The organism is Pedobacter hartonius, from assembly GCF_900107535.1.
Taxonomy (GTDB): domain Bacteria; phylum Bacteroidota; class Bacteroidia; order Sphingobacteriales; family Sphingobacteriaceae; genus Pedobacter; species Pedobacter hartonius.
The window spans coordinates 211,136-232,371 of sequence record NZ_FNRA01000010.1; the positions used below are offsets into that span (position 1 = coordinate 211,136).

Sequence of the window (21,236 nt, forward strand, 5' to 3'; positions counted from 1 at the left end):
TTAATTTGACAAACCGGGGCTCCCGTAATAGCCCTTTATAAAATTCCGTCTGCCATATGGACGTGCAAATTTGGTAACTTTTGTGTTCAGGCTGATGTCTGTAAATATATTGCGCACTGTACTGTCTGGATATGCACTGTAATATACCTGCGCAGGCGTCTGATGATCGCGTATATAACGCTTAAAGGACTCCACATCACTACTTCCGGAGATTGGAAAACCAATACAATTCCCCCAGACCAAATTCATGCCTGCAACCGCATGGTCTGCAAAATCATCAATATAATTTTCCCAGCTCCCGTCAAAGTTACTCTCAAACAGAATGTTCCTGCCCCCGTCAATAATTACCCATCTTGCAAAATGAATGGAATCCAAGTCTGAAAGCTTACCTTTTGATAATTTAAACACCTGGTTCATCACAAAAAGGACCAGCCGCAGCATCACGTAAGCAGTGATCGTTCGTTTTACAGGTACCACCACGGTCATTTGATTTTGTGTAACGATATCTTCTGCTGCGTACAGCCGCGCATCCGTTTTCAAATTCACCTGAGGGTTATTCTGCTTTTTTCTCAGACCAATAATCCATTCTACGGTGCTGATCAATAAGTTAGCAATGACAGTAGCCAAACTGAATCCCGGCTTTTTGGGTGCAAGGGATGGATCTGCAGCACGATTAATGACCTGCTGCGGTTTCAGCGGCAGGTCGTGATTCTCATTAAAACTCATTTCCCCGGCGTCAAGCGATGTTTCCAGTTCCCTGCGTATCGCGGCACTTTCCAAAATTAAGTTTACCGTGACTGACCTCAATGCTACAAAAAACGCCTGGATCGAAATATTCCGGCCTTCTAAAAACCGAAAAAACAACAGCGGATTATTTGCAATGCCCTTTGTATAACCTTCACACCGCGAAAAGAATTCTTCCATCGCTAAGGCAAGCCCTGTTTGGATAAGGTCATAGGCATAGCCCTTCAGGTCACCGTCGAAATTACTGGAAAACAGCAGCCTTTCACTACCGGGCTGTCCGGAAGCCCCCGGAATGACCACGAACCTGGCAAAATGCGTAAGACGGCTCTTGCGGAAATCAACCGTTGGCGTTTTTCCCAGGTGCTTTCCCATGGCCGCCAGTTTACTTCGCAGCCATTCAGCATCCGCGTCAGATTTTATTGGCAGAATCAGGGTTAAACCATTTTGTTTGATCATAAATATAAGCTGTTAAATAAAATACTATTGAAATCATACACAGTTATATTGCAGGTATACGTCCAACAATGGATGCAGCATCGTCGCTCACACCGAAAATAACGCCCGACTTCCGCGTGCGGAGCCACGGAAATCCGAGAAAGAATAAACCTTTCACCTGAGATGCACCATCATCATGAACAATCTTACTTTCATGATCAAAAACAGGCAGTTTAAGCCAGCCAAAACCTCCCCTGAAGCCCGTAGCCCAGATCAGGGAAGTAATCTGATGATCAGCCATGTCCAGTTCCGTTTCCAAAGCAGCACAAGAGCCCTCAGGATCGGGCTCATCGGCTATATCAGTTTCGGTTATTTCGGCCAATATGCCGTTTTTCTCAATATAGTCATCCACCATCCGCTTTACGTTAAGAGAGACCTCATCTGCAAAACGGATGTTTTCTGCGGCATCCCTGGCAAAGAGCAATTTTCCATCAGCCGCCCCCTGTAGCCTGCCCATCAGCTTTACTCCCTGGTGATGGAGCAACTGTAAACTCAAGGTATGACCCAGGGGCCCTACACCCGATATTACCGGAACTGTGGCACTGATCATTGCAGGATCGGGCACTGCAGCCGTTGCCAACTCCAAAAATCCTGCCCTTACTAACCATTCCATCACATCTGCACCACGGTAACGGCGCGGAGAACGCCCCACCTTACTGGTAGCCAGGTAGACTTTATGAGCTGTGGCCGACAATTCTTCCGCGATCTGGCAACCTGATTTAGCACTTCCTACGATCAGCGTATTACCCGGAGGAAGCTGATCGGGATTATGATAATCTGCTGTATGAAACTGTTTTATTCCAGACGGCAGTTCACTGCTGATAGCAGGTATTTTGGGTTCATTCAACATGCCTGAAGCTACAATGACGTTTTTAGCAAGCCAGATCTCCATCTCACCATTATGATCAGTTTCTATGTGGAACAATCCGCTATTGTCGTCTTTATCTAAAGAAGTTACCCGGTGATATTCCCTTACAGGAATGTTATTAGCATAGGTATACCTTTTGAGTTTTTCACAATATTCCCGGCCCTTCATAAAGAGCTCTCCGGTTATGGAACCGCTACTTTCCCCAGGCAGAAAATTCATCCATCCGGGAGTATCCAGCCTCAGGGAATCCCAGCGCTGGCTTTGCCACGATTCTGCAATACTGCCGCGCTCGAAGATCACATAATTCAATTCGCGTTCATTTAAAAAATATCCTGCTGATAATCCAGCCTGACCGGCACCAATGATAATCACATCAAATATTCCGGAGGTTTCCTGAGACATATGTATAAGATTAAATTAAATTTGACAATCATAAAGTCATTACAACCCTAATGATCAAAATTTGCCAAAAAATGGCGGATATAAAATCCCCATTATAAGGGAATATTCCCTGTGACGAAAAATTCATCTTAACTTTGTGGTATGAATAAAGAAATTGCAGTCATTTTCGATATGGATGGCGTGATCTGTCATACCAATCCTTATCATTCCCTTGCCTTCCGCGAATTTTTTTCGGCAAGGAACCTTGCACCTACAGATGAAGAGTTTGCCGAGCATATGTTTGGTAAAAGTAACAGTTATATTCTTTCACACTTTTTAAAAAGACCTGTAACCGGAGAAGAGTTTTTACAGATGGAAGAAGAAAAAGAGGGGCTGTTCCGTAAAATATATGCACCATATATCGAACCCATTGCCGGCATCATTGAATTCATGGCGGATTTAAAAGCCAATAGTGTAAAGATTGGTGTAGCCACATCCGCTCCGCGTGCGAATCTTGACCTGATCTTAAGCAAAGTCCCCGTAAGAACACACTTTGGTTCTATACTGGCGAGCGAAGATGTAACTCGGCATAAACCAGATCCCGAGGTATACCTTCATTCTGCATTAAACCTGGGGGTGGCACCGGAGCAGTGCCTGGTATTTGAAGATTCTTTTTCCGGCGTTTCTGCTGCCTTAAATGCAGGGATGCAAGTTGTAGGTGTTCTCAGTACGCATACAAAAGAAGAATTGCCGCCCTGTAATTTATATATAGAGAACTATATAGGTTTGTCATATGATAAGATCAGCGGGTTATTGTGCCCCATCCCACCAAACTCCTGACATTACAGCGGGATACAGCAATTTATTTATTTGACTCCTCCAAACGCTGCAAAACAGGCATTTTTATGCAAAACTTCGGTATGACGGAAACCCACCGTTCTCATCAGTTCCAGCTGATAACTAACAGAGCGCGGTGTATCTTCAGCTTCAATGTAGTCAAGGACATGCTGGCGGTATGCCGCTCCCCCTATCTGCTCCAGATGGACAGCGTATCTCTCTTCAAAAAGCCTATTGAGTTCCTGCGGTTCATGACTGATCAGGTCAGATATCCAGAAACATCCGCCGGGTTTAAGAGACCGGTAGATTTTGTGAAATACCTTTTCCCAATCGCTGTCTTCTCTCAGATGATGCAGCACCGCCGCAGCAAGTACAATATCATAATGGTTCTCCGGCAATTCTGCTGTTAAAATATCAGCCTGTATTATCTCCACGCTGCCACTCGTTACTGCTGAAACCCTTTCATTTGCCCGCTGCAGCATTGGCATACTGAGGTCAATCAGTGTACAATCCAGATTGGGTATCTTTTCCAACATTTTCAGGGTATAATTTCCGGCCCCGCAACCAATATCCAGCAAGGTTACTGCGTCAGGCTTTACATACAGCGCAGCGCTGGTAGTGAGTTCCAGCGTAAGCGGCGCATCAATGATGGTCTGCTGGCCCGTTTCAAGATTTGAAAAACGATCAACATCCTGGTCAAACCGGTTTCGTATTTCTTCAATGGTAGATTTCTTCGTAGTTCCCATATGTTTGTTTTTATATACTTCACCCGCGGTTATGCACCGGCGTACGATCAGCAGTTCATAGAAATACGCCAGCGGATGGATCCATTCAGCAGCTTACTTAACGTCGGCAAGCGTGACGGTAAAATCAAGGATGGAATTCGCGGGGATAGATCCGACCGATGAATTTGCATACCCGTAATAAGATGGAATAATGAAACGGATCTTACCTCCTTTTTGGATATATGGTATTGCAATCTGCCAGCCTGTGATGACACCGCCAAGTGAAAATACCAAAGGTGTTCCTTTAGAACTGTCGAAAACAAGACCGCTCAATAACTTGCCTTCATAATCAGCAGTAACCGATGTAGACGCAGAATATGTCACATTTCCTGATCCGGGTTCAAGCACCTGGTAAAAAATGCCCGACTTATCCTTAAGCGCAGGGATCTTATTGTCCGTTATAAATTTGCGTATGGTTGTTGTATCGGATCTAAGCTGCGCATCAACATCGAATTTATCTTTGTTGGAGCAGGCGGTAAAACTTATAGCTACACAAGCCAGAAGCAATAAATGTTTAAAAGTTTTCATCTTGAAACAAATATAAAAATTACTTGATAAAATTAGCATACAAACTGTTAATAGTTACCCTTAAAACTTCATTAAATCCATCGGTATAAAGCGGACTGCAACCATTTGTGATAACCACAATCCCAAATTTTTCTTTTGGCTGAAAAAACATCGCACTGTAAAGGCCATAAGCAGAGCCTGTATGCCCCGTCATCATCTTACCCGGGATCATATTGTCTACATTCATCATTGCCATACCATATCCTTCCTCGGTGGAAATTCTGTTTTGCATCAGCGCAGCGCTTTTTTTGGTCATAATCCGGGTGCCCTTATACTCCCCCTTATTCATATGCATGATCATATATTTCGCCAGATCGGTGGCTGAGATCTTCATCCCGCCTGTCGGGGAAAACACCGGAGTGCTGTACCCCATTACATAGTTCCTGATCTCTTCCCTTCGTGGTGCATAAGCCAATGGCGCAGGCCTGAACTTTCTGGAAACAGAATCATACTCATATATCGTGCTGAACAGATGGGCGTCAAGGGAATCCACGCAATATCCGCCATATAATTTCAGAGGATCCAGAATGTGGTGTTTTACGTATCTGTCAAAACGTTCTCCGGATTGTTTTTCTATAATCGTCCCTACCATATTGTAATTCAGGTTACAATACCTGTAACCTTTTCCGGGTTCATAGTCACTATAACATTTTGCCCAATTTTCATTTTTTCCCGGATTGATCACGTCCAGCGATAAATAGCCTTCACTATCATTGATGCTTGAGGTGTGTGAAAGTGCCATTTTTAGCGTAATGACAGTTTCGGGGTATTTGGGATTTCTGACTTTAAATCCTGCAAGATCGCTCATATCGTCTTTCAGCGACAACTTGCCTGCCTCAATAAGCTGCATGACCGATGTGGCAGAGAAGGATTTGGATATGGAAGCAATTCTAAAAATGTCCCTGTCTGTCAGCGGGCTGCTGCTTTCCACATCTTTCCATCCGAAGGAATGCGTGTAAATAATATCACCATTCTTCACAACGGCCACAGAAAGCCCAACTACCTCCTTACTTTCCATGATCTGCTTCAAATCGGCTTCGGCTTTTCCGGCCTGTCCAAACCCTTTTAAAGAAGCGGTTATTACCAGGAAGAAGGCAAAGAAATATTTTACAGCAGTTGATTCAGTCATAGATTGAGTATATAAATCATGAAGATAATGATTTAAAATCAAAAGACTAGCGCAGACTGCTATCTTTTCCCAAAGCTAAAGCTCAATCGTTTTAATCTAATTTTAAAACTAATTGTTAATTTTATCTATATTTGGAGGTTTACAGATGAATTATGCCATATTAAAATCATATCTTACTTACGAAAGCAACTACCAACGAAATGACGAAAAAAACAAGTTTTAACTGGTCAGATGAGTGTGAGCCTCATAAACTGCGTACAAAAACCATTATCAAAGAACATCCTGAAATCCGTACCCTCATCGGACGGAATCCATACACCTTTCTGATCATCCTGTTCTGCGTGAGCCTGCAGGTAATTTTAGCCTGGCTTTTAAAAGACCAGGCATGGTGGTGGAGTGCAATTGCAGCATATTTTGTGGGGGCATTTGCGTGTCATACCTTGTTTATCTGTATCCACGAATGTTCACATAACCTGGTATTTAAGAATAAAAACCTGAATATTATCAGCAGTATCCTTGCAAACCTTCCCCTGATCTTTCCAAGTGCGGTATCTTTTACTAAATACCATATGAAACATCACTCCTACCAGGGTGTGGAGGAACTGGATGCAGATATGCCTAATCGCTGGGAAGCAAAGCTGATCAATAACTCAACCCTCGGTAAGGCGATATGGCTATTGTTCTATCCAATTTTTCAGGCGCTCAGGCCAATGCGGTTAAAAGAGATCAATTTGTTTGACACATGGACCGTAGTCAACATCGCCGTTCAGGTACTTTTTGCCACTGCGATTGTCTATTTCTTTGGCTGGCAGGCGCTGGTGTTCTTGACGCTCAGTTTCTTCTTTTCTGTGGGTTTACATCCCCTTGGTGCAAGATGGGTGCAGGAACACTTTTTAACGCACGGTGACCATCAGGAGACGAAAAGTTATTACGGCCGGTTAAACCTGGTCAACTTAAATGTTGGTTTCCACAACGAGCATCATGATTTCCCTTCCGTACCCTGGAATAAGCTGCCGCAGCTTAAAGCCATGGCAGATGATCATTATGAAGAGCTGGGCTACCATACTTCTTATACAAGACTTTTGTTCCAGTTTCTGTTCAACAGAGAAATTTCGGTATATTCACGCACCGCCCGTTCCAACAGGGGGAAAAAAGCAATTGTACCTAAGGCTGCACCTATCAGTTATTCCGACACTCCCGTTAGTTAGAAGAGTAAGGCCGCTCCTTTAGTGGTAAAGAAATCCTCCAGATACAATGATCTTTCTGATCATGGAACACTTATAAAGCAATATGCAAAAATCGCATATTGCTTTTTTTTTTAAGATTTGACAGTGGTCATGGACAAACAACTCTTTGGCCTTAAATTAGATATTCAAAGTTGCAAGGATTAATCCCTCCGCCTCTTTAAAGGAATAAGCAACTTACAGTTTGGCTACAACATGGGATGATGCGGTAAGAACATACAGGGACAGACTTGAGGCCGGCCCGGAACAATACAGGAGAAGTGTCAGCAAATATCTCCACCTGCAGAACCCCTACACAATGGCTATTTTATAAATCATTAACTTGGCATGGAATTTACACCGGCGTTTCCATGCTATAATTTTAAACACATGAAAACTGAAGCAAAACAACCTTACCTGTTCAATTCCATTTCGGAGCTGCACAGGGAACTGGGATTACCCTCCCCGCTGCACCCGCTGGTAAGCCTGGTTGACTACAGTACGATCAAAACGGATACCACTGATTTAAAAAAAGGGATGATCTTTAATTTTTACAAGGTGTCTTATAAGAAGAACTTTAAGGGTAAGATCAGATACGGCCAGAGCTATTACGATTTTGATGAGGGCGGCCTGTCTTTTGTCTCGCCTAACCAGCTCATTTCAGCAGCTGGGGAAGAAGAAGCCGACTATGGCGGATACACCCTGCTTTTCCATCCTGACTTCATCAGACAGCATCCCTTAGGTAAAAACATAAAAAACTATGGCTTTTTCTCCTATTCCGTGGCCGAAGCATTATACCTGTCCGAAAAAGAAAAAAATGTGATCACCGGTATTTTCAAAAATATTGAAATGGAGCTGGATTCCTCTATTGATCACTTTAGCCAGGACGTGATGATCTCACAGATAGAACTGCTGCTCAATTACAGCAAACGTTTCTACAGCAGGCAATTTATTACGAGAAAATCCGGCAACAATGACCTGTCCCTGAAACTGGAAGAGTTGCTCAGCAACTACTTTGATGATGAGAAGACCCTTGTCACCGGCCTGCCCACCGTAAAACAGCTATCAGATGAACTTCAGGTTACGCCCCATTACCTGAGCGACATGCTGAGGACGCTGACGGGACAGAACACGCAGCAGCATATCCACAACAAACTGATCGATAAAGCCCGGGAAATCCTGAGTACAACAAACCTGTCTATTGCCGAAGTGGCCTACAGGCTCGGCTTTGAACATCCGCAGTCGTTCAATAAAATATTCAAACGAAAAACCAAAATGTCCCCTGTCGAGTTCAGGCAGTCATTCAACTGATCTGTATGACCAGCCATACGTTTACAGGTACCTGTTCCAGTTGATATTACAATAACCTACAGTACCCGGGAAGCAGTAATATTCTTCCCGGTCAGCATTTTCCTAATTTCAGGTGATGGCTTACCCAAATGACTGCCTGAATTCTACCGGTGATACGCTGGTCTTCTGTTTAAACAATTTGTGAAACGACTGTGGATGCTCAAAACCCAGTTGATAAGCAATTTCAGCGACGGTCAGCTTACTGGTCGATAAGATATCCTTTGCTTTTTCGATCACCTTATTGTGGATGATCTGCTGCGTGCTTTGCCCGGTTAGTGATTTTAGCATATCTGTCAGATATCTTGGCGAAACCTGAAGGTGATCTGATACCTCCTGCACCGACGGCAGTCCGGCGATTACCGATTTTCCGGCATCAAGACGGTCATCCAGGTACAAATCCAGCTTAGTGGTCAGATCGTTATAAACGGCCTTCCGGGTGATGAACTGCCGGGTATAAAACCTGTTGCTGTAATTCAGCAGCTGTTCAATCTGTGAGACCAGGATATCCTGACTGAAGTGGTCAATATTACGCTCCAGCTCATTCGCTATGGATTCAAAAATAGCGGAGATGATCTTTTTCTCCTGATCTGATATGAACAGTGCTTCGGAGACAGCATAAGAGAAAAAACCATACTTGTTCATGTCCCTGCCAAGCGGGTAGTTCCTGATCAGGTCAGGATGGAAATAAAAGGCATAACCCTCATAGTTATTTCCATCACCAGACATGGTAACCAACTGGTTAGGTGCCAGAAATGCCAGTCCCCCCTCCTCAAAATCGTAGTAACCCTGCCCGTATTTTACCTGGCCCTTCCAATTCTTTTTAAATGATATTTTATAAAAGCTGAGCATAAAGGTACTCCCTGCATCAGCAAGATTTGGCTTTATTTTTTCGTAGTCAATAAGCGCGACAAGCGGATGCAGGGGTTTAGGCCCACCCATGCGGTCAGTTAATGCAGAAATACTTTTAAAAACATATGGTTGCTGATTTATCGCTTTCATAGGCATCGTTTTGACTTGCAATTAAGACCAGGCTTCTTCTGTCTGTTCTCCTGCCTGCCTCAATCAAAGATACTGAGTTTTAATCCTGAATAGTTGGCCTGACAACAATATCACCTATTTCAACGTCTTCCGGTTGTTCAATGGCATATACCACTGCCCGCGCTATCGCAGCCGGAGAAATCGCAATATCTCTCATCCTCTTATCGGTAGCAGCCCTTAAATCAAGGTTTTTCAGATTATTTGCAAAGTCTGTCTGCACAATACCAGGAGAGATCCCGGTTACGCGCAGCTGATGGCCGCCCTCCTGGCGCATAGCCTCAGTGATGGTACGTACCGCATTCTTCGTAGCGGCATATACTCCCTGATTCGGAACAATCTTTATTCCCGAAGTTGAAATGATATTGATGATGTGCCCGGAATCCTGACTGCGGAAAACAGGCATTGCAGCAGCTATACCATATAAAACACCTTTCAGGTTGATGTCTATCATATCCTCCCAGCCTTCAACATCCAGTTCGTCTATGCGGGAAAGCTGACTGACGCCAGCATTATTGACAAGCACATCAAGCCTTCCATAACGTTCACATGCGAGTTGAATGAGCTGGGTTAAGTCAGTACGCTGTCTCACATCCGTAACCGCAAAGGCAGCCTCGCCCCCATCTTTAATAATCTGGTCTGCAAGTGTTTTAAGCTCATCTGCCCGGCGTGCACCCAGCACAACCTTTGCACCTTTCGCTGCAAGCATAATTGCGGTGGCCTTCCCTATCCCGCCGCTTGCGCCAGTGATTGCTACGACTTTTCCTTTTATTCCGTTTTCCATAGTATTGAGTTTTTAACTATACTTTATTAACCTCAAAATTAAACAACGTTACGGGCCGAAATGTCGCCAAAACCGTATATATGGTAGCCAAAATATCAGCAAAAAAGCAGCAAAGTTCATCATGCCAGCGAAACAGAAACCCTGGAAATACAGTATTTATAATAATTTCCAATTTATATACAAATTCGTTGATTAAATAATAATTTTGAACTGAAGATTATTTTTATTTTAAACCCCACAAATAATTGAACTACTTCCTGCATGATTTTGCTTAAAAAATGAAATCAATCACAGGCTGTCTTTTAGCTTTGCATCAAACGTAAGACGGAAAGTTCAGGAGCGCCTTAACCGGAAAAGCGACATCCGGTTCAATATACTGGCTATAATAATTTTTATGATGAGCCTGGTACTTGGATACGGATTATTGCAGCTCATCAGTCAGGCCACAGCTGCGCTGGCCCTGAGTTTGGTTTTAAAATTCAAGTGGATAATATTTTGTGTAATCTGCTTGTTCTTTGGCCTATTGGCGATAGACCAGCGCCTGGTAAAAAGGGAGTATTGATAAAATGCATAGCGTGTGATAGCATTGGCAGCAACATTCAGAAGCACTGTGTGAAGAAATGGCTGATGGCAAGATGGATCCGGATCAACTAATTGCAGCGCGCGAAAAGGCCAGGTAAGGATATATCCTGGTCAGTATATCCTTACCTTGTTCAGGCACTTATGATGGTCAAAGCAGTACACCGGTTAATTTTTTGAGGCATATAATGCTGAGTTTTTATCAAACAATTTTTTACAGCTGGAAGAACAAAAGTGATAGTCTTTTTCCTGGTAGTTAGAGAAGTATTTTGAGCTTCCCTTGGACACTGCCATCCCACCAATAAACATAATGCGACAGACTTCTTCAACATTTGCCGGCAGAGATAGGAATATTATAAGTGATCTGTAGGTAATCGTCTGATCTTATATTGACTAAGTTCACAGATAATATGAACCCAAATGAATCGATGTATCCGGTTCCGGTCCAAGACCGGACAAAGATTTTCCGGATTTATGGCCGAATTTAACCAGCATTTGTTGCTTTCTGTTGTCTTTCTTCATCAGTATTCATCTTATTGAAACCAAACTTTGGTGCTATCCGTGATAAAATCCTTCCAAGTTTTGATACTCCTATGGCAATTTCATCCTGACCATCGACCAAACCTTTGAAAACCTTTTGAGCAAATAGCGCGGGTGTCATCATAGATATCTTTTTATCTCTATTCATTTGAGTATCAACCACAGGTGGTATAACTTCCACAACCCGTACAGAAGAATTCCGAAGCTTAAATCGTAGACCCTGCGTAATTACCCTGAGCCCACTTTTAGTGGCACTATAGCCAGATGCCTGAGCTGAAGGAATGAACACATAGCCCGCTGTAACATTTATGATAGTAGCATCTGATTGCTTCTCTAAAATACCCAATAGTTGATGAATTAAAGCTATCGGTGCCACTAGATTTGTAGCTATTTCAGCTTCCAAAATAGAGATGTAACCCGGTTCCTTAAAATCCGAAATGCTATAGATGCCAGCATTGTTGACAAGTACATTTAGTTTGGGAAAACGACTGGCAATTTCGTCTGCTAAAACTTCTCGCCCTGCTAGTGATGAAACATCTGCAACAATGATGTTTATTCTTGGTAACCGCTTTTGTACTTCATCAAGTGTTGCCCAAGTTCTGCCACAAATGATAACTTCATTTCCTTCATTTAAAAAGGTTTCTGCAAGTGCCAGGCCTATTCCAGCGCTACCTCCGGTTATCAAAACTGTATTACCACTTCTTTTCATTTCGTTTTTATTTTCAAATATACATCCGTTGATATATATTTGAAAGTAGTTACAATAAAGTATATTAGTTTCCATAATGTTAGTATTGTGCAAATCAAATGGTTAAATAGAAAAAAAAATGGAAAATAACGAAAATTGTAAAATTGAGTTGGATGATATAGGGTTTGTATTAAAAGTATTGGGTGGAAAATGGAAACTTTACATTCTAACAAGCCTATATTTTGAAAAGAAACGTTTCAAACAATTAGAAAGAGATGTAATTGGTATTTCTCCCAAAATGCTCATTAAGGAATTAAAAGAATTAGAAGCCGTCGGAATAGTAAATCGTCACACCATTAATACTGTTCCAATTACAGTTGAATATAGTTTGACAGAAAATGGGCTTACTTTAAAACCGATACTAGGCCAAATGAAACAATGGGCAGTACAATTTAAACAACAATTGAAGTCAGACAACCAATAGGATCTTCGGGTAAAAAACAAGCTCTTTCAATTAAGTAAATCCAATATTTTGAACCTATCAAACACATATTCCGATCTCATGAATTAACTCATCATTCTGAGCTGTTCGGTAATGCCGAACAGTTCAGAATGCAAAAGTTTATTTGTTTAGTACTATTTGCTGTTAAATTTTGCTTTCCCAAACTGCTCTAACCATGCTGGAAAAGTACGTAACTGTGGATTTAATTTTCTTAAGTTCTAACAGCCTTAATTGATTTTGGTTTTAAACATCGTAAAGTGATTTTAGATAAATGAAAAAGATTGCGTTTAGTTTCCATTCCGAAATCTTTTTGTTAACAAATCTATGCTGCCATTATTTAATTTTTTAAGTAATGACGCTAAATTTAGCACCAAATTACTTTTATATTCTGGGAAAGCTAGGATAGATACTTTTAGCTTTTTGTGGTGTACTTTGGTTTCGCTTAGATTGACTCTGGTGACTAACCTACATGATGCTATAATTCTGCTATCAAAACATCAATTTTCAATACTGCCTGACTTTATCTTTTAATATTGGTTGAAGCTAAACAAACTTCAACCAATTTAACGATGTCTATAAATTCCGCAATTAAATTCCGGTATAGCTATATTCAGCTAAAACTCCACGGTCATTAGGCTGTGTTGATCCTTTGGTAGCGGGTACAGAAGAAACCGGGTAGCTCGGTGGTAAACCGGTAACCTGAGCACAACTCGGACTTATAGGTAAATCACAAGGAATTGCCTGGTCTGATCCTACCAGATAAAGCTTAGCGTTTGCCGCACCACCTACAGCAACCAGCGCTACTGCGGCGAAAAAAAATAACTTTTTCATGATGTAAATATTAAAATTAAGTTCCTACTCTATTTCAGGTTTTCGGATGCTCCTGATTCATTGGCCTAAGAATATTTTTATGGACTATGCTGTTTTTCCAGGGCCTTTTGGGCCTTTAAAACAATAGCTACTATTGCTAGAAAAATAAATACCAGATTAAATACCATATGTGTTCTCCACCCCATCATCGCCAGAACTCCTCCACATGAACAAGGGATAAAATCACTGTAGTTTAAAATGATAAATATATATCCGGTGAAGGCACACATCATACCCAAAGCCATTAACAATCCTATCATTGCTGCCTTTGGTATTGCAATAAGAACTGAAATAAGAATCTCTAATGCAGGGACCAACCACACTAAAATTGACGCGTAATCTGTTATAACCGGTGATTTTGACATTTGCATTTCAGAATTATCATAATCCATCAACTTACTTGTTGCCGCATAGAGAAATAGTAATACATATGCATAACTGACTATATCAACTGTGATTCTCTTTATCATTGATATTTTTATAACTAATGTTCATCCATACTATATTTCACAAGATATTTCCCATAAATAGCGAGCAGCGTATCCCCTTTGACTTGAAAATCCGAAACCTTTATTCCCCTATATCTGGGTAAATAAAAACTATTCCTGTATTTTCCTGTAGTACTATCATAAGTGTCAATTACACTATTGTCCGCAAATTTTAATTCTGTATCATTATCCGCTTTCAATCTGGAACGTATATAAATTTGATTTTTATCAGCGGTAATAAATGCATTTACAACCTTTGGTGGTTTAGTTTGCATAATAACCCTTTTATTTTCCTTAACGTCAGTTTTCACTTTTGTGGTAATATCTGCTGTAAGGACCGTATCAATTGTTTTACTTTTGTAAAGTAGATTGAGATTAGTATCCAGCGATAAAAACTCCCCTCTGTAATAATACATGTAGAATACCCTGGCATTTTCCCTGTCATAATATAAGTGGCCTTCATTTGCAAATATGCCATTGGCTAAATTTGGAAGTACATATTCTTTTTCCAGTTTGACGGAGTCAGTTATGGAAATTTTTGTGATGGACCTGTTATCGTTTTTGCCATGAGGGTACCGGCCTCTTGCAATAATTGTATGAGGAGATATCGCTTTGAACCTGTCAAATGTGAATGAAGTAAGTTTAAGAACTTCTGATTGTGTCCCACTGGACTTTAAAATATCACCATAGAGGTTGGTACACAATACTGTAGATTGAAAAATATCTTTATAAATATTAACAGCCTTTGAATTAAAAAGAATAGGATATCTGATCACAATAGTATCCAATTTTGTTAATCCATAGTCGATTTCATACAAATTCAATTTATCAGCGTACCTGTTTAATTTTATTTTACTACCGGATCCTGGAGAAAACTCAAATGTTTTGTCTGGGAATTCAAACATATGTAGCACCTTGAGTTTCGGATCTTTGATTTTCCTTACAAAAGCGTTATTCTTTTCGCCGGAATTGGCATTAAGCATTAATAAATACACGGCCAGGAAACCAAAACCTATAACAAGAATCATGTATAATATTACTCGTTTCATCTGTTGAAATTATAGGTATTCTATTCTCTAATCACTTAAATCATATAGTTAAATTCTATTATAATTCAGGTCCGCTAAAATCCACTGTCATTATTATCCCTGTACTACTTAACTAAGTTAGGTACATTAATCCTTCGGGTTGTGCCAGAATTGGACAAATCAATTGTATAACTCCGGTCGACAGAACCGGCTATTCTATAGCTCCTGTTTTCGCGAGTAAAAATACTCAGCGTCATTTCCTGGCGTAAAATTCATTATATGAAGAACGGGATATACATAAGTAGGAAGCCAGATCAGTTTTAGAAAAAATCAGCTCTATTCCTTTTCTTGTAGAAAGCAACTTCTTAAATCTTTCAAATGCACTTAACTTTTGAAAGTCCAAGTATTGTTTTTCATAATAGATCATGTGCTTCAACAAAATTGATTCACGAATTAAATAGGATTCCGGATAGGTTATAATTACACTGCTCAATGCTGGTCTTTCCAGCACGAGAAGTGAAGAATCCTGAACTATCTCAATATTGAGGGAAGAGATAGATTCATAGAAGAAGCTTATGATATCGCCTACTATGCACGGACTTTCCCATAAATGGGTGATCTTTTTTTTGCCCTGATGATCCTCATAGCCTTTTATAGCTCCTTTTTCGAGGAAATAAATTACATCAGGTATACTTCGTCCCAGAGCCAGTATTCTTCCATGTTGTATATCAATTGTTTTTAACTGACTTTCCAGTTCTTTAATCCACACCGAGTGAGCAGATTGTGCTAACATAAAGGATGAAAGCTTATCTCCTGGAAATAAATAATTAAAAAAATTTTTGTAGTCCATATCATTGATTTTTATATAGTGACTATTCTGACGATACCCGCGCACTTTTCAATCAGAAATCTTAACCAAACCGTATTTTTTAACGTCACATTGCTGAGCATATTTAAATTATATCTACACATCGATTACCAACTTATAAATGACCTCTTCTATAAGACACAAATTCCACCATTGTGAATAATTATGTACATATATATTAAATACTACTAACGTTAGATTAAGTATATAACACTGAACTCAATAAAAAGCTTATTATTTTATATAACCGAAAGTGGTGAGATGGCGGACCACCAGGTCCTGAAGGAAGCAAAAGATAAAATTCTAAAATACCGGAACCAAAAAAGCCTTAGATTTCTCCAAGGCTTTCAGGCGTACTTCTTACCGGACAAAGCCGAACTGCTTTGAACAGGATTTGAATCAAATTGTTCAAATACAGCAAAATAGAACAGAATTTTAAAATAGTTCTGGCCTGAACAGACGCTCATAGCTTGCATAGAAATTATTACAATCTACCCTTAACGCTAATTACTTCGAACACCTGGAACGCTTTTGTAGGGTGCTGGAACCAATTATTGACGATTTAAAGAGTAAAGGGTTTATAAAAATAAAGGAATATTTATTCGATATCTCGCTTCTCTCTCCCGTTGTCTCCTCAATTTTGAACTAAAAAGTTGGCAACTTTGAAAAATAGTATTTTCAACTAACGAGTATGGTAAAAATAACTTTCCTATTGGGGTGGACCCAAGTGGGCACTTCTCGAAATATTTTCCATCTGATTTATGTTTAATCGCTGATTTAGCAAAAGAAATTGTATAGGAATTTTCAAGAAGTACATTTCATTTATTGGTAGGATCAGCTAAAAGATTGAAATCTAAACAAACTTTTAGCTATCCACATAACGGCTGTTACGGCTTACGATTTAACCATTATTTCTCCTGGAAGAATACCATAGTTTTTTTTATATAATCCAGAAAAATAACCGGGCTGATTATACCCCAATTCATAGGCAACGTCATTAACGTTATTAAAATTTCCGCTTAAAAGTAGTGTCTGCGCGAGTAGCATTTTTTCATTTAAAAAAAACCTGTTTGGAGTTTGTTTTAAGATCTTTTTAAACAGCACTTTATACTTTGATACCGACATATCAGCCATTGCTGAAAGTTGGTGTAGGCCGGGAAAATCTGATAATAAATTATCCAGCATATATTGGGAGGTTTTTAATACCTGATCAATATCCTGTTGTGATAACTTATTGATAATCGGTTGGAACCTTGTAGCCCGGTCTACCAGATAGGCCAAAAGGCGCAAAGCAGTGCTTTTAAGTTTCAATTCAAATGAAGTACTGGTGAAAGAAAGATTTTCTAAGCTGTTTAAAAGCACTTTGCTTCTGCTATCAATATGACTGTAAAAGAAAAGTGTATTTTTAGATTCGTCAAACAAGCCACTAGTGATTTCTTCTTCTCTGTTGGGAGCAAATAAACATTTTAAAAAATCTTTGTCAATAATCAGTCTTAAACTATATGATCGCTCTTCTACCGGAGGAATGATTATACCTCTTATACTGGCATCCATAAATCCCATGCCTAATTTCGACTGATATCCAGCACGATGTTCTGTATCATGCAACAGATGGGTTGTAACTTCATCTCCCAGATCGAAATAAGCCATATAGTAGTTTTGATCGGTAGCGATTCTGGTTATTGCTACAGGTACATGAAAGGTCATGTCCAGTAAAAAAACAGATAAACCCGGCAATACCTCCAGAAATATGGAACTGCCAGTGGCAATTGAGTCTGGCATCACCATAATTTTCTGGTCAGTAATCACAGCACCTAATTTATCGGCTACTTGCTGCTGCCATTCTGGACTTAGCGTATAATGATATAAGAATTCAATTCTTTCCTCACTCATCGTTATAGTTTAATTAAATACTCTTTGGGGGAGACACCGTAACTGTTTCTAAACTGTTCAATGAGGTGGGAAGCATCAAAGAAATTAAATTCATCAGCAATCTCTGCAACGGTATGGTTGCCTTTTTCGAGGAGTTCTTTTGCAAAAGATAGTTTATTTGTTAAAAAAAAGGAGTTGGCACTATCCCCGGTTATTTTCTTGAAGATTTTTTTATACTTTGTTTCAGACATACATGCTTTTGATGCAAGTGCCGGTATACCTGGAAAGTGATCTTTTATATGTTCAACAAGGTAGGATTGAGAGCTAATGATATTACTAACATCTTCCTGAACTACTTTTTCAAGAATGATCTCCTGCACCAGAAGCTGGTCAAGATAGTCGCTAATCAGGCCATATACAGTACCCTGAATAAATACATCATACAAAGGTCCGCCAGGAGGAAACCTTCGCAGTTCATCCATTAACCACCAGGCTTGATTACTCATTCTGTCAAATCTTACAATGGTGTTTAACTCGGGTTCGAAGACGGATTCCAGAATTTGATTATACTTAGGAATATCGGAAATATATTCCTTTAACGCATTTTTCTTAATAAAAATAGCGATCATATAGGTTGTACAACCAGATTTTACCAGATAGTCACCATCTAGGTTGGAATCAAAAACGCTTAAATTATATCCCCAGCGTCCAATTGAACGTGAAACACCGTTGAGTATGTGGGTAGCGTTACCCTCCGTTAGATTAAAAAATAACGATATAAAATCATGCTGCGTGTTTCGTAACCGATAAACAACATCTTCATGATAGACTACATCAACTAAAAATGCTGTTATTTGGTTACTAATAGCGCAAACATATCGTGTTCCAGGACTTCCACCCTCTGGAACTTTTATATAACTACCTTGTACATATCCGTCTAATTGGACAGCCATGCTCTCCATCCAGTCTGATTCTACGCCATATTGGTGAATAACTTCTCTCATGTGATCGCTAAATCTAATGAATAACCTGCCCTGATACTAATAAAGATACCGCCTATTTTATTGATCTGTCTTTACAATAGCGCGTTTGGATTGAATCGTATTTCAGTATTATACCCAGTATCGCACTTATAAATAAATAGAAGTCTTGATAAGCATATTTTTATAATACCTTGTGGCTCCATGAGACTCATTTTAAGCCCATTATTGTTATCCAAAATATGAATATACTAAAATCACTTTTCATTTATTTTGTTCTGGTCATTATCTTTTTATCCGTTGGTGGATGTTATCTGATGAAACCGGCTAAAAAGATGGATGCATATAAAAGGTATTATTCCGATAATACTTCAATTCCTAATAAGGACGCTGTAAAGGTTACCTATCTTGGCGTAACATCATTACTGTTGGATGATGGTAAAACACAATTGTTAGTGGATTGCTTTTTCTCAAGACCTTCAGTCTTTAAGGTGGCGACATCAAAAGTTTCGACCGATACCGCTTTGGTTAACACCGTTCTTTCCCAATATAAAATAAATAGATTAAAGGGAATATTTATCTCCCATTCACATTATGATCACGCTTTTGATGCGGCATATGTTGCAAAAAAGACTAACGCCAATCTACTCGGTTCACAATCAACATTAAGTATTGGAAAAGGAGGTGGTTTGAGCAATAACAAAATGGCATTATTTAAGGATGGATGGGAACAACAGTTTGGGGATTTCAACGTTTCTGTGATCGCCTCCAGACACTCACCTGCAACGCCGTTAAACGACGACTTAGGTAAAAATATAACGGAATCCCTTATCCAGCCCGCGAAAGTAAAGAAATATGTAGAAGGCGGCTCCTATGATTTTTTAATAAAACATAAGGGATATGTCATTTATATTAAAGCAAGTGCAAATTACATCCCAGAAAAGCTAAAGGGTTTGAGGGCCGACGCTTTGTTTTTAGCCGTTGGAACTTTGGGAAAGAGAGACAGCGTATTCATGAATAACTACTACCAGGAAACTGTAGCAATCCTGAAACCAAAGATTGTAGTGCCCATCCATTGGGATAATTTTTTGCAACCTCTTTCTGATCACTTAGAGATGATGCCCAGGGTCATGGATGACACTTATAAAGCATTTGATCTTTTGATAGGGAAAACAAGAGATGACAATTTCAAATTTGAAATATTACAGGGAGGCAAAAGCATTGTATTATCTAAATGAAACCAGACTATACTAAGAACTAATCAGCCTTTGATATAGGTTGGTCTTATTTGCATACTATTGTGGCTTATCCAGCTATTGAGGTATTCTTGCATGTCATACTTTTGTATCATTGATTCATATCATGATGATATAAATTATTAAACATATAAAAATACAAATATGAAAATCAAATTTTTAGTAGCATTCTTAGCTGTAGCAACTGCATTTACTGCATGTAAAAAAGATAATGACGATACCACTCCAGGCAAAAAACTTCCAACAGGCCAATATAGACTTATCGAATCCGTTCAGTATGATTCAGCTGGAAAAGATTCGGCGACTGTAAAGTTTCCATTAAGCTCACTTAGCTTATCATTTGATCAAAATAAGAAAGCAGCAAATATTGTAGGAAAGCCCGAGTCTCTTAACATCGTAGGAAGTTATAATGTTAAGGCTAACAGCGCCCTAACTGACAAACTAATTTCGACTTCTAAAATTATAGGTACAGTAAATGACGGGCTTGTGGTAACGCTTTTACAAAATGGCACTGCATATGAAGCAACAAGTGGTACCGTCACCATAAAAGCAAAAGACAAAGGCTATTTGGTATTCAGCATGCAAAAATAATTTCGGCCGAATATAATAAGACCTCCTCTGATACTATCATCAGAGGAGGTCTTATTTGCAAAATGAAAGGTTAGTTTCAATGCTAACTATCCTTTCATGCTAAAATTATTATAATCACTTCTAATACATATCTTCGATGTTTAACTTTACATTTTCCACAGACACTAAAAGTAATCTGTGCGCATACTCCATTGGCCGAATTGCGATTGGGGGATTTTTTTAATTACAGGTGTTAATAAGCTATTTAATCCAGTTTTCCAGGCATCCATGTTGAAAACTATTACTAATATTGGCTTTCCCTATCCTCAGTTTACTGCTAATTTCACTGCATCAAATGAAGCCATTTTTGGACTACTTTTAGCAATTGATCTTTATACAAGATTTAGTGCTATCGTTTTAAATGTCATTTTATTTACTGCATTGTTCACTTTTGATATACCCAACCATATTCCTAAAGGACTTGATATTTTTACATGGTACAGTTACTTCTTATATCTTCCGCAGACTTTGTATATCCTGTTTTTATTTATTTCCATGACTACTGGCGGTGGACCAGCAAGTTTAGATGCATTGATTTGTAAAAATAATAATATTGTGCGCTTGAGGAGGGCCTGCATAGTTTTACCAACTGTAAAATAAATAGACTGTAGTGTCAGAGATTAACTTCTCAGCATTATTAGCTGGAATTGCAACAATAAAATGGACATTCAGTTAAGCTGCAATATTTTCTTTATTTAAGTTTTTACCAAATTCCTCCGGGGACAAATATCCCAGTG

At 39.5% G+C, this 21,236-nt stretch carries 23 protein-coding genes; 8 read left to right on the forward strand and 15 right to left on the reverse strand.

All coding sequences use genetic code 11. The features are described 5' to 3' along the window. On the reverse strand, nt 1–1,200 hold the full coding sequence (locus BLW16_RS17210; protein WP_090558889.1) for a hypothetical protein: 1,200 nt from the start codon (nt 1,198–1,200) through the stop codon (nt 1–3). Between the two features lie 43 nt (nt 1,201–1,243). After that, the gene (locus BLW16_RS17215; RefSeq protein WP_090558891.1) at nt 1,244–2,509 is read right to left on the reverse strand and encodes a flavin-containing monooxygenase; all 1,266 of its coding nucleotides are present in this window, start codon (nt 2,507–2,509) and stop codon (nt 1,244–1,246) included. A gap of 141 nt (nt 2,510–2,650) precedes the next feature. Between BLW16_RS17215 and BLW16_RS17220 the strand changes: the two genes are divergently transcribed. Next, on the forward strand, nt 2,651–3,328 hold the full coding sequence (locus tag BLW16_RS17220) for an HAD family hydrolase (RefSeq protein ID WP_090558893.1): 678 nt from the start codon (nt 2,651–2,653) through the stop codon (nt 3,326–3,328). A 26-nt stretch (nt 3,329–3,354) separates the two neighbouring features. On the opposite strand, the gene BLW16_RS17225 is transcribed toward BLW16_RS17220, so the two are convergent. The 3 genes from BLW16_RS17225 to BLW16_RS17235 form a co-directional block, all read right to left on the reverse strand. After that, nucleotides 3,355–4,071, reverse strand: a complete 717-nt coding sequence (locus BLW16_RS17225) for a class I SAM-dependent methyltransferase (protein ID WP_090558895.1) — start codon at nt 4,069–4,071, stop codon at nt 3,355–3,357. Between the two features lie 93 nt (nt 4,072–4,164). After that, nucleotides 4,165–4,638, reverse strand: coding sequence for an FKBP-type peptidyl-prolyl cis-trans isomerase (locus tag BLW16_RS17230; RefSeq protein ID WP_090558898.1), 474 nt, complete (start codon nt 4,636–4,638; stop codon nt 4,165–4,167). 19 nt (nt 4,639–4,657) lie between these two features. After that, nucleotides 4,658–5,806 carry a serine hydrolase domain-containing protein gene (locus BLW16_RS17235; RefSeq protein WP_090558900.1) on the reverse strand — a complete coding sequence of 383 codons (1,149 nt, stop codon included), beginning with the start codon at nt 5,804–5,806 and terminating at the stop codon, nt 4,658–4,660. A gap of 200 nt (nt 5,807–6,006) precedes the next feature. Between BLW16_RS17235 and BLW16_RS17240 the strand changes: the two genes are divergently transcribed. After that, on the forward strand, nt 6,007–7,014 hold the full coding sequence (locus tag BLW16_RS17240; protein ID WP_090558902.1) for a fatty acid desaturase: 1,008 nt from the start codon (nt 6,007–6,009) through the stop codon (nt 7,012–7,014). Nucleotides 7,015–7,419: 405 nt separating this feature from the next. Further along, on the forward strand, nt 7,420–8,340 hold the full coding sequence (locus BLW16_RS17245; RefSeq protein ID WP_090558955.1) for a helix-turn-helix domain-containing protein: 921 nt from the start codon (nt 7,420–7,422) through the stop codon (nt 8,338–8,340). Nucleotides 8,341–8,460: 120 nt separating this feature from the next. Here the strand turns inward: BLW16_RS17245 and BLW16_RS17250 are convergent, their stop codons facing one another. Both BLW16_RS17250 and BLW16_RS17255 read right to left on the reverse strand, forming a co-directional pair. After that, the gene (locus BLW16_RS17250; protein WP_090558904.1) at nt 8,461–9,378 is read right to left on the reverse strand and encodes a helix-turn-helix domain-containing protein; all 918 of its coding nucleotides are present in this window, start codon (nt 9,376–9,378) and stop codon (nt 8,461–8,463) included. Nucleotides 9,379–9,457: 79 nt separating this feature from the next. Continuing rightward, a complete protein-coding gene (locus BLW16_RS17255) occupies nt 9,458–10,198 on the reverse strand; it encodes an SDR family oxidoreductase (protein WP_090558905.1) in 741 nt (246 codons plus the stop codon). Nucleotides 10,199–10,592: 394 nt separating this feature from the next. Here BLW16_RS17255 and BLW16_RS23330 point away from each other — a divergent pair, with 394 nt between their 5' ends. Beyond that, on the forward strand, nt 10,593–10,760 hold the full coding sequence (locus tag BLW16_RS23330; protein WP_175470628.1) for a hypothetical protein: 168 nt from the start codon (nt 10,593–10,595) through the stop codon (nt 10,758–10,760). Between the two features lie 185 nt (nt 10,761–10,945). Here BLW16_RS23330 and BLW16_RS24070 read toward each other — a convergent pair whose 3' ends face one another. Both BLW16_RS24070 and BLW16_RS17265 read right to left on the reverse strand, forming a co-directional pair. Then, nucleotides 10,946–11,086 carry a YHS domain-containing protein gene (locus BLW16_RS24070; protein WP_090558907.1) on the reverse strand — a complete coding sequence of 47 codons (141 nt, stop codon included), beginning with the start codon at nt 11,084–11,086 and terminating at the stop codon, nt 10,946–10,948. Nucleotides 11,087–11,261: 175 nt separating this feature from the next. Next, complete coding sequence (locus BLW16_RS17265) at nt 11,262–12,101, reverse strand: SDR family oxidoreductase (protein WP_090558908.1); 840 nt, start codon at nt 12,099–12,101, stop codon at nt 11,262–11,264. Nucleotides 12,102–12,144: 43 nt separating this feature from the next. Here BLW16_RS17265 and BLW16_RS17270 point away from each other — a divergent pair, with 43 nt between their 5' ends. Beyond that, the gene (locus BLW16_RS17270; protein WP_090558910.1) at nt 12,145–12,489 is read left to right on the forward strand and encodes a winged helix-turn-helix transcriptional regulator; all 345 of its coding nucleotides are present in this window, start codon (nt 12,145–12,147) and stop codon (nt 12,487–12,489) included. A gap of 606 nt (nt 12,490–13,095) precedes the next feature. Here BLW16_RS17270 and BLW16_RS17275 read toward each other — a convergent pair. The 6 genes from BLW16_RS17275 to BLW16_RS17300 form a co-directional block, all read right to left on the reverse strand. Then, complete coding sequence (locus BLW16_RS17275; RefSeq protein WP_090558912.1) at nt 13,096–13,338, reverse strand: flagellar basal body-associated FliL family protein; 243 nt, start codon at nt 13,336–13,338, stop codon at nt 13,096–13,098. A gap of 77 nt (nt 13,339–13,415) precedes the next feature. Then, nucleotides 13,416–13,847, reverse strand: a complete 432-nt coding sequence (locus BLW16_RS17280; RefSeq protein WP_090558914.1) for a MauE/DoxX family redox-associated membrane protein — start codon at nt 13,845–13,847, stop codon at nt 13,416–13,418. 14 nt (nt 13,848–13,861) lie between these two features. Continuing rightward, nucleotides 13,862–14,848 (reverse strand): hypothetical protein, encoded by a 987-nt coding sequence (locus BLW16_RS17285; protein ID WP_139298349.1) that lies wholly within the window; start codon nt 14,846–14,848, stop codon nt 13,862–13,864. 298 nt (nt 14,849–15,146) lie between these two features. Further along, nucleotides 15,147–15,743 carry a Crp/Fnr family transcriptional regulator gene (locus BLW16_RS17290; protein WP_090558917.1) on the reverse strand — a complete coding sequence of 199 codons (597 nt, stop codon included), beginning with the start codon at nt 15,741–15,743 and terminating at the stop codon, nt 15,147–15,149. A 912-nt stretch (nt 15,744–16,655) separates the two neighbouring features. Further along, nucleotides 16,656–17,654, reverse strand: coding sequence for a helix-turn-helix transcriptional regulator (locus tag BLW16_RS17295; protein WP_090558919.1), 999 nt, complete (start codon nt 17,652–17,654; stop codon nt 16,656–16,658). A 2-nt stretch (nt 17,655–17,656) separates the two neighbouring features. Next, on the reverse strand, nt 17,657–18,637 hold the full coding sequence (locus tag BLW16_RS17300) for a helix-turn-helix domain-containing protein (RefSeq protein ID WP_090558921.1): 981 nt from the start codon (nt 18,635–18,637) through the stop codon (nt 17,657–17,659). Between the two features lie 293 nt (nt 18,638–18,930). Here BLW16_RS17300 and BLW16_RS17305 point away from each other — a divergent pair, with 293 nt between their 5' ends. The 3 genes from BLW16_RS17305 (at nt 18,931) to BLW16_RS17315 (ending at nt 21,099) form a co-directional block, all read left to right on the forward strand. Next, the gene (locus BLW16_RS17305; RefSeq protein WP_175470629.1) at nt 18,931–19,851 is read left to right on the forward strand and encodes an MBL fold metallo-hydrolase; all 921 of its coding nucleotides are present in this window, start codon (nt 18,931–18,933) and stop codon (nt 19,849–19,851) included. A gap of 162 nt (nt 19,852–20,013) precedes the next feature. Continuing rightward, the gene (locus BLW16_RS17310; RefSeq protein WP_090558925.1) at nt 20,014–20,460 is read left to right on the forward strand and encodes a hypothetical protein; all 447 of its coding nucleotides are present in this window, start codon (nt 20,014–20,016) and stop codon (nt 20,458–20,460) included. Nucleotides 20,461–20,637: 177 nt separating this feature from the next. Continuing rightward, the gene (locus tag BLW16_RS17315; RefSeq protein ID WP_090558927.1) at nt 20,638–21,099 is read left to right on the forward strand and encodes a DoxX family protein; all 462 of its coding nucleotides are present in this window, start codon (nt 20,638–20,640) and stop codon (nt 21,097–21,099) included. Nucleotides 21,100–21,236 lie beyond the last annotated feature (137 nt).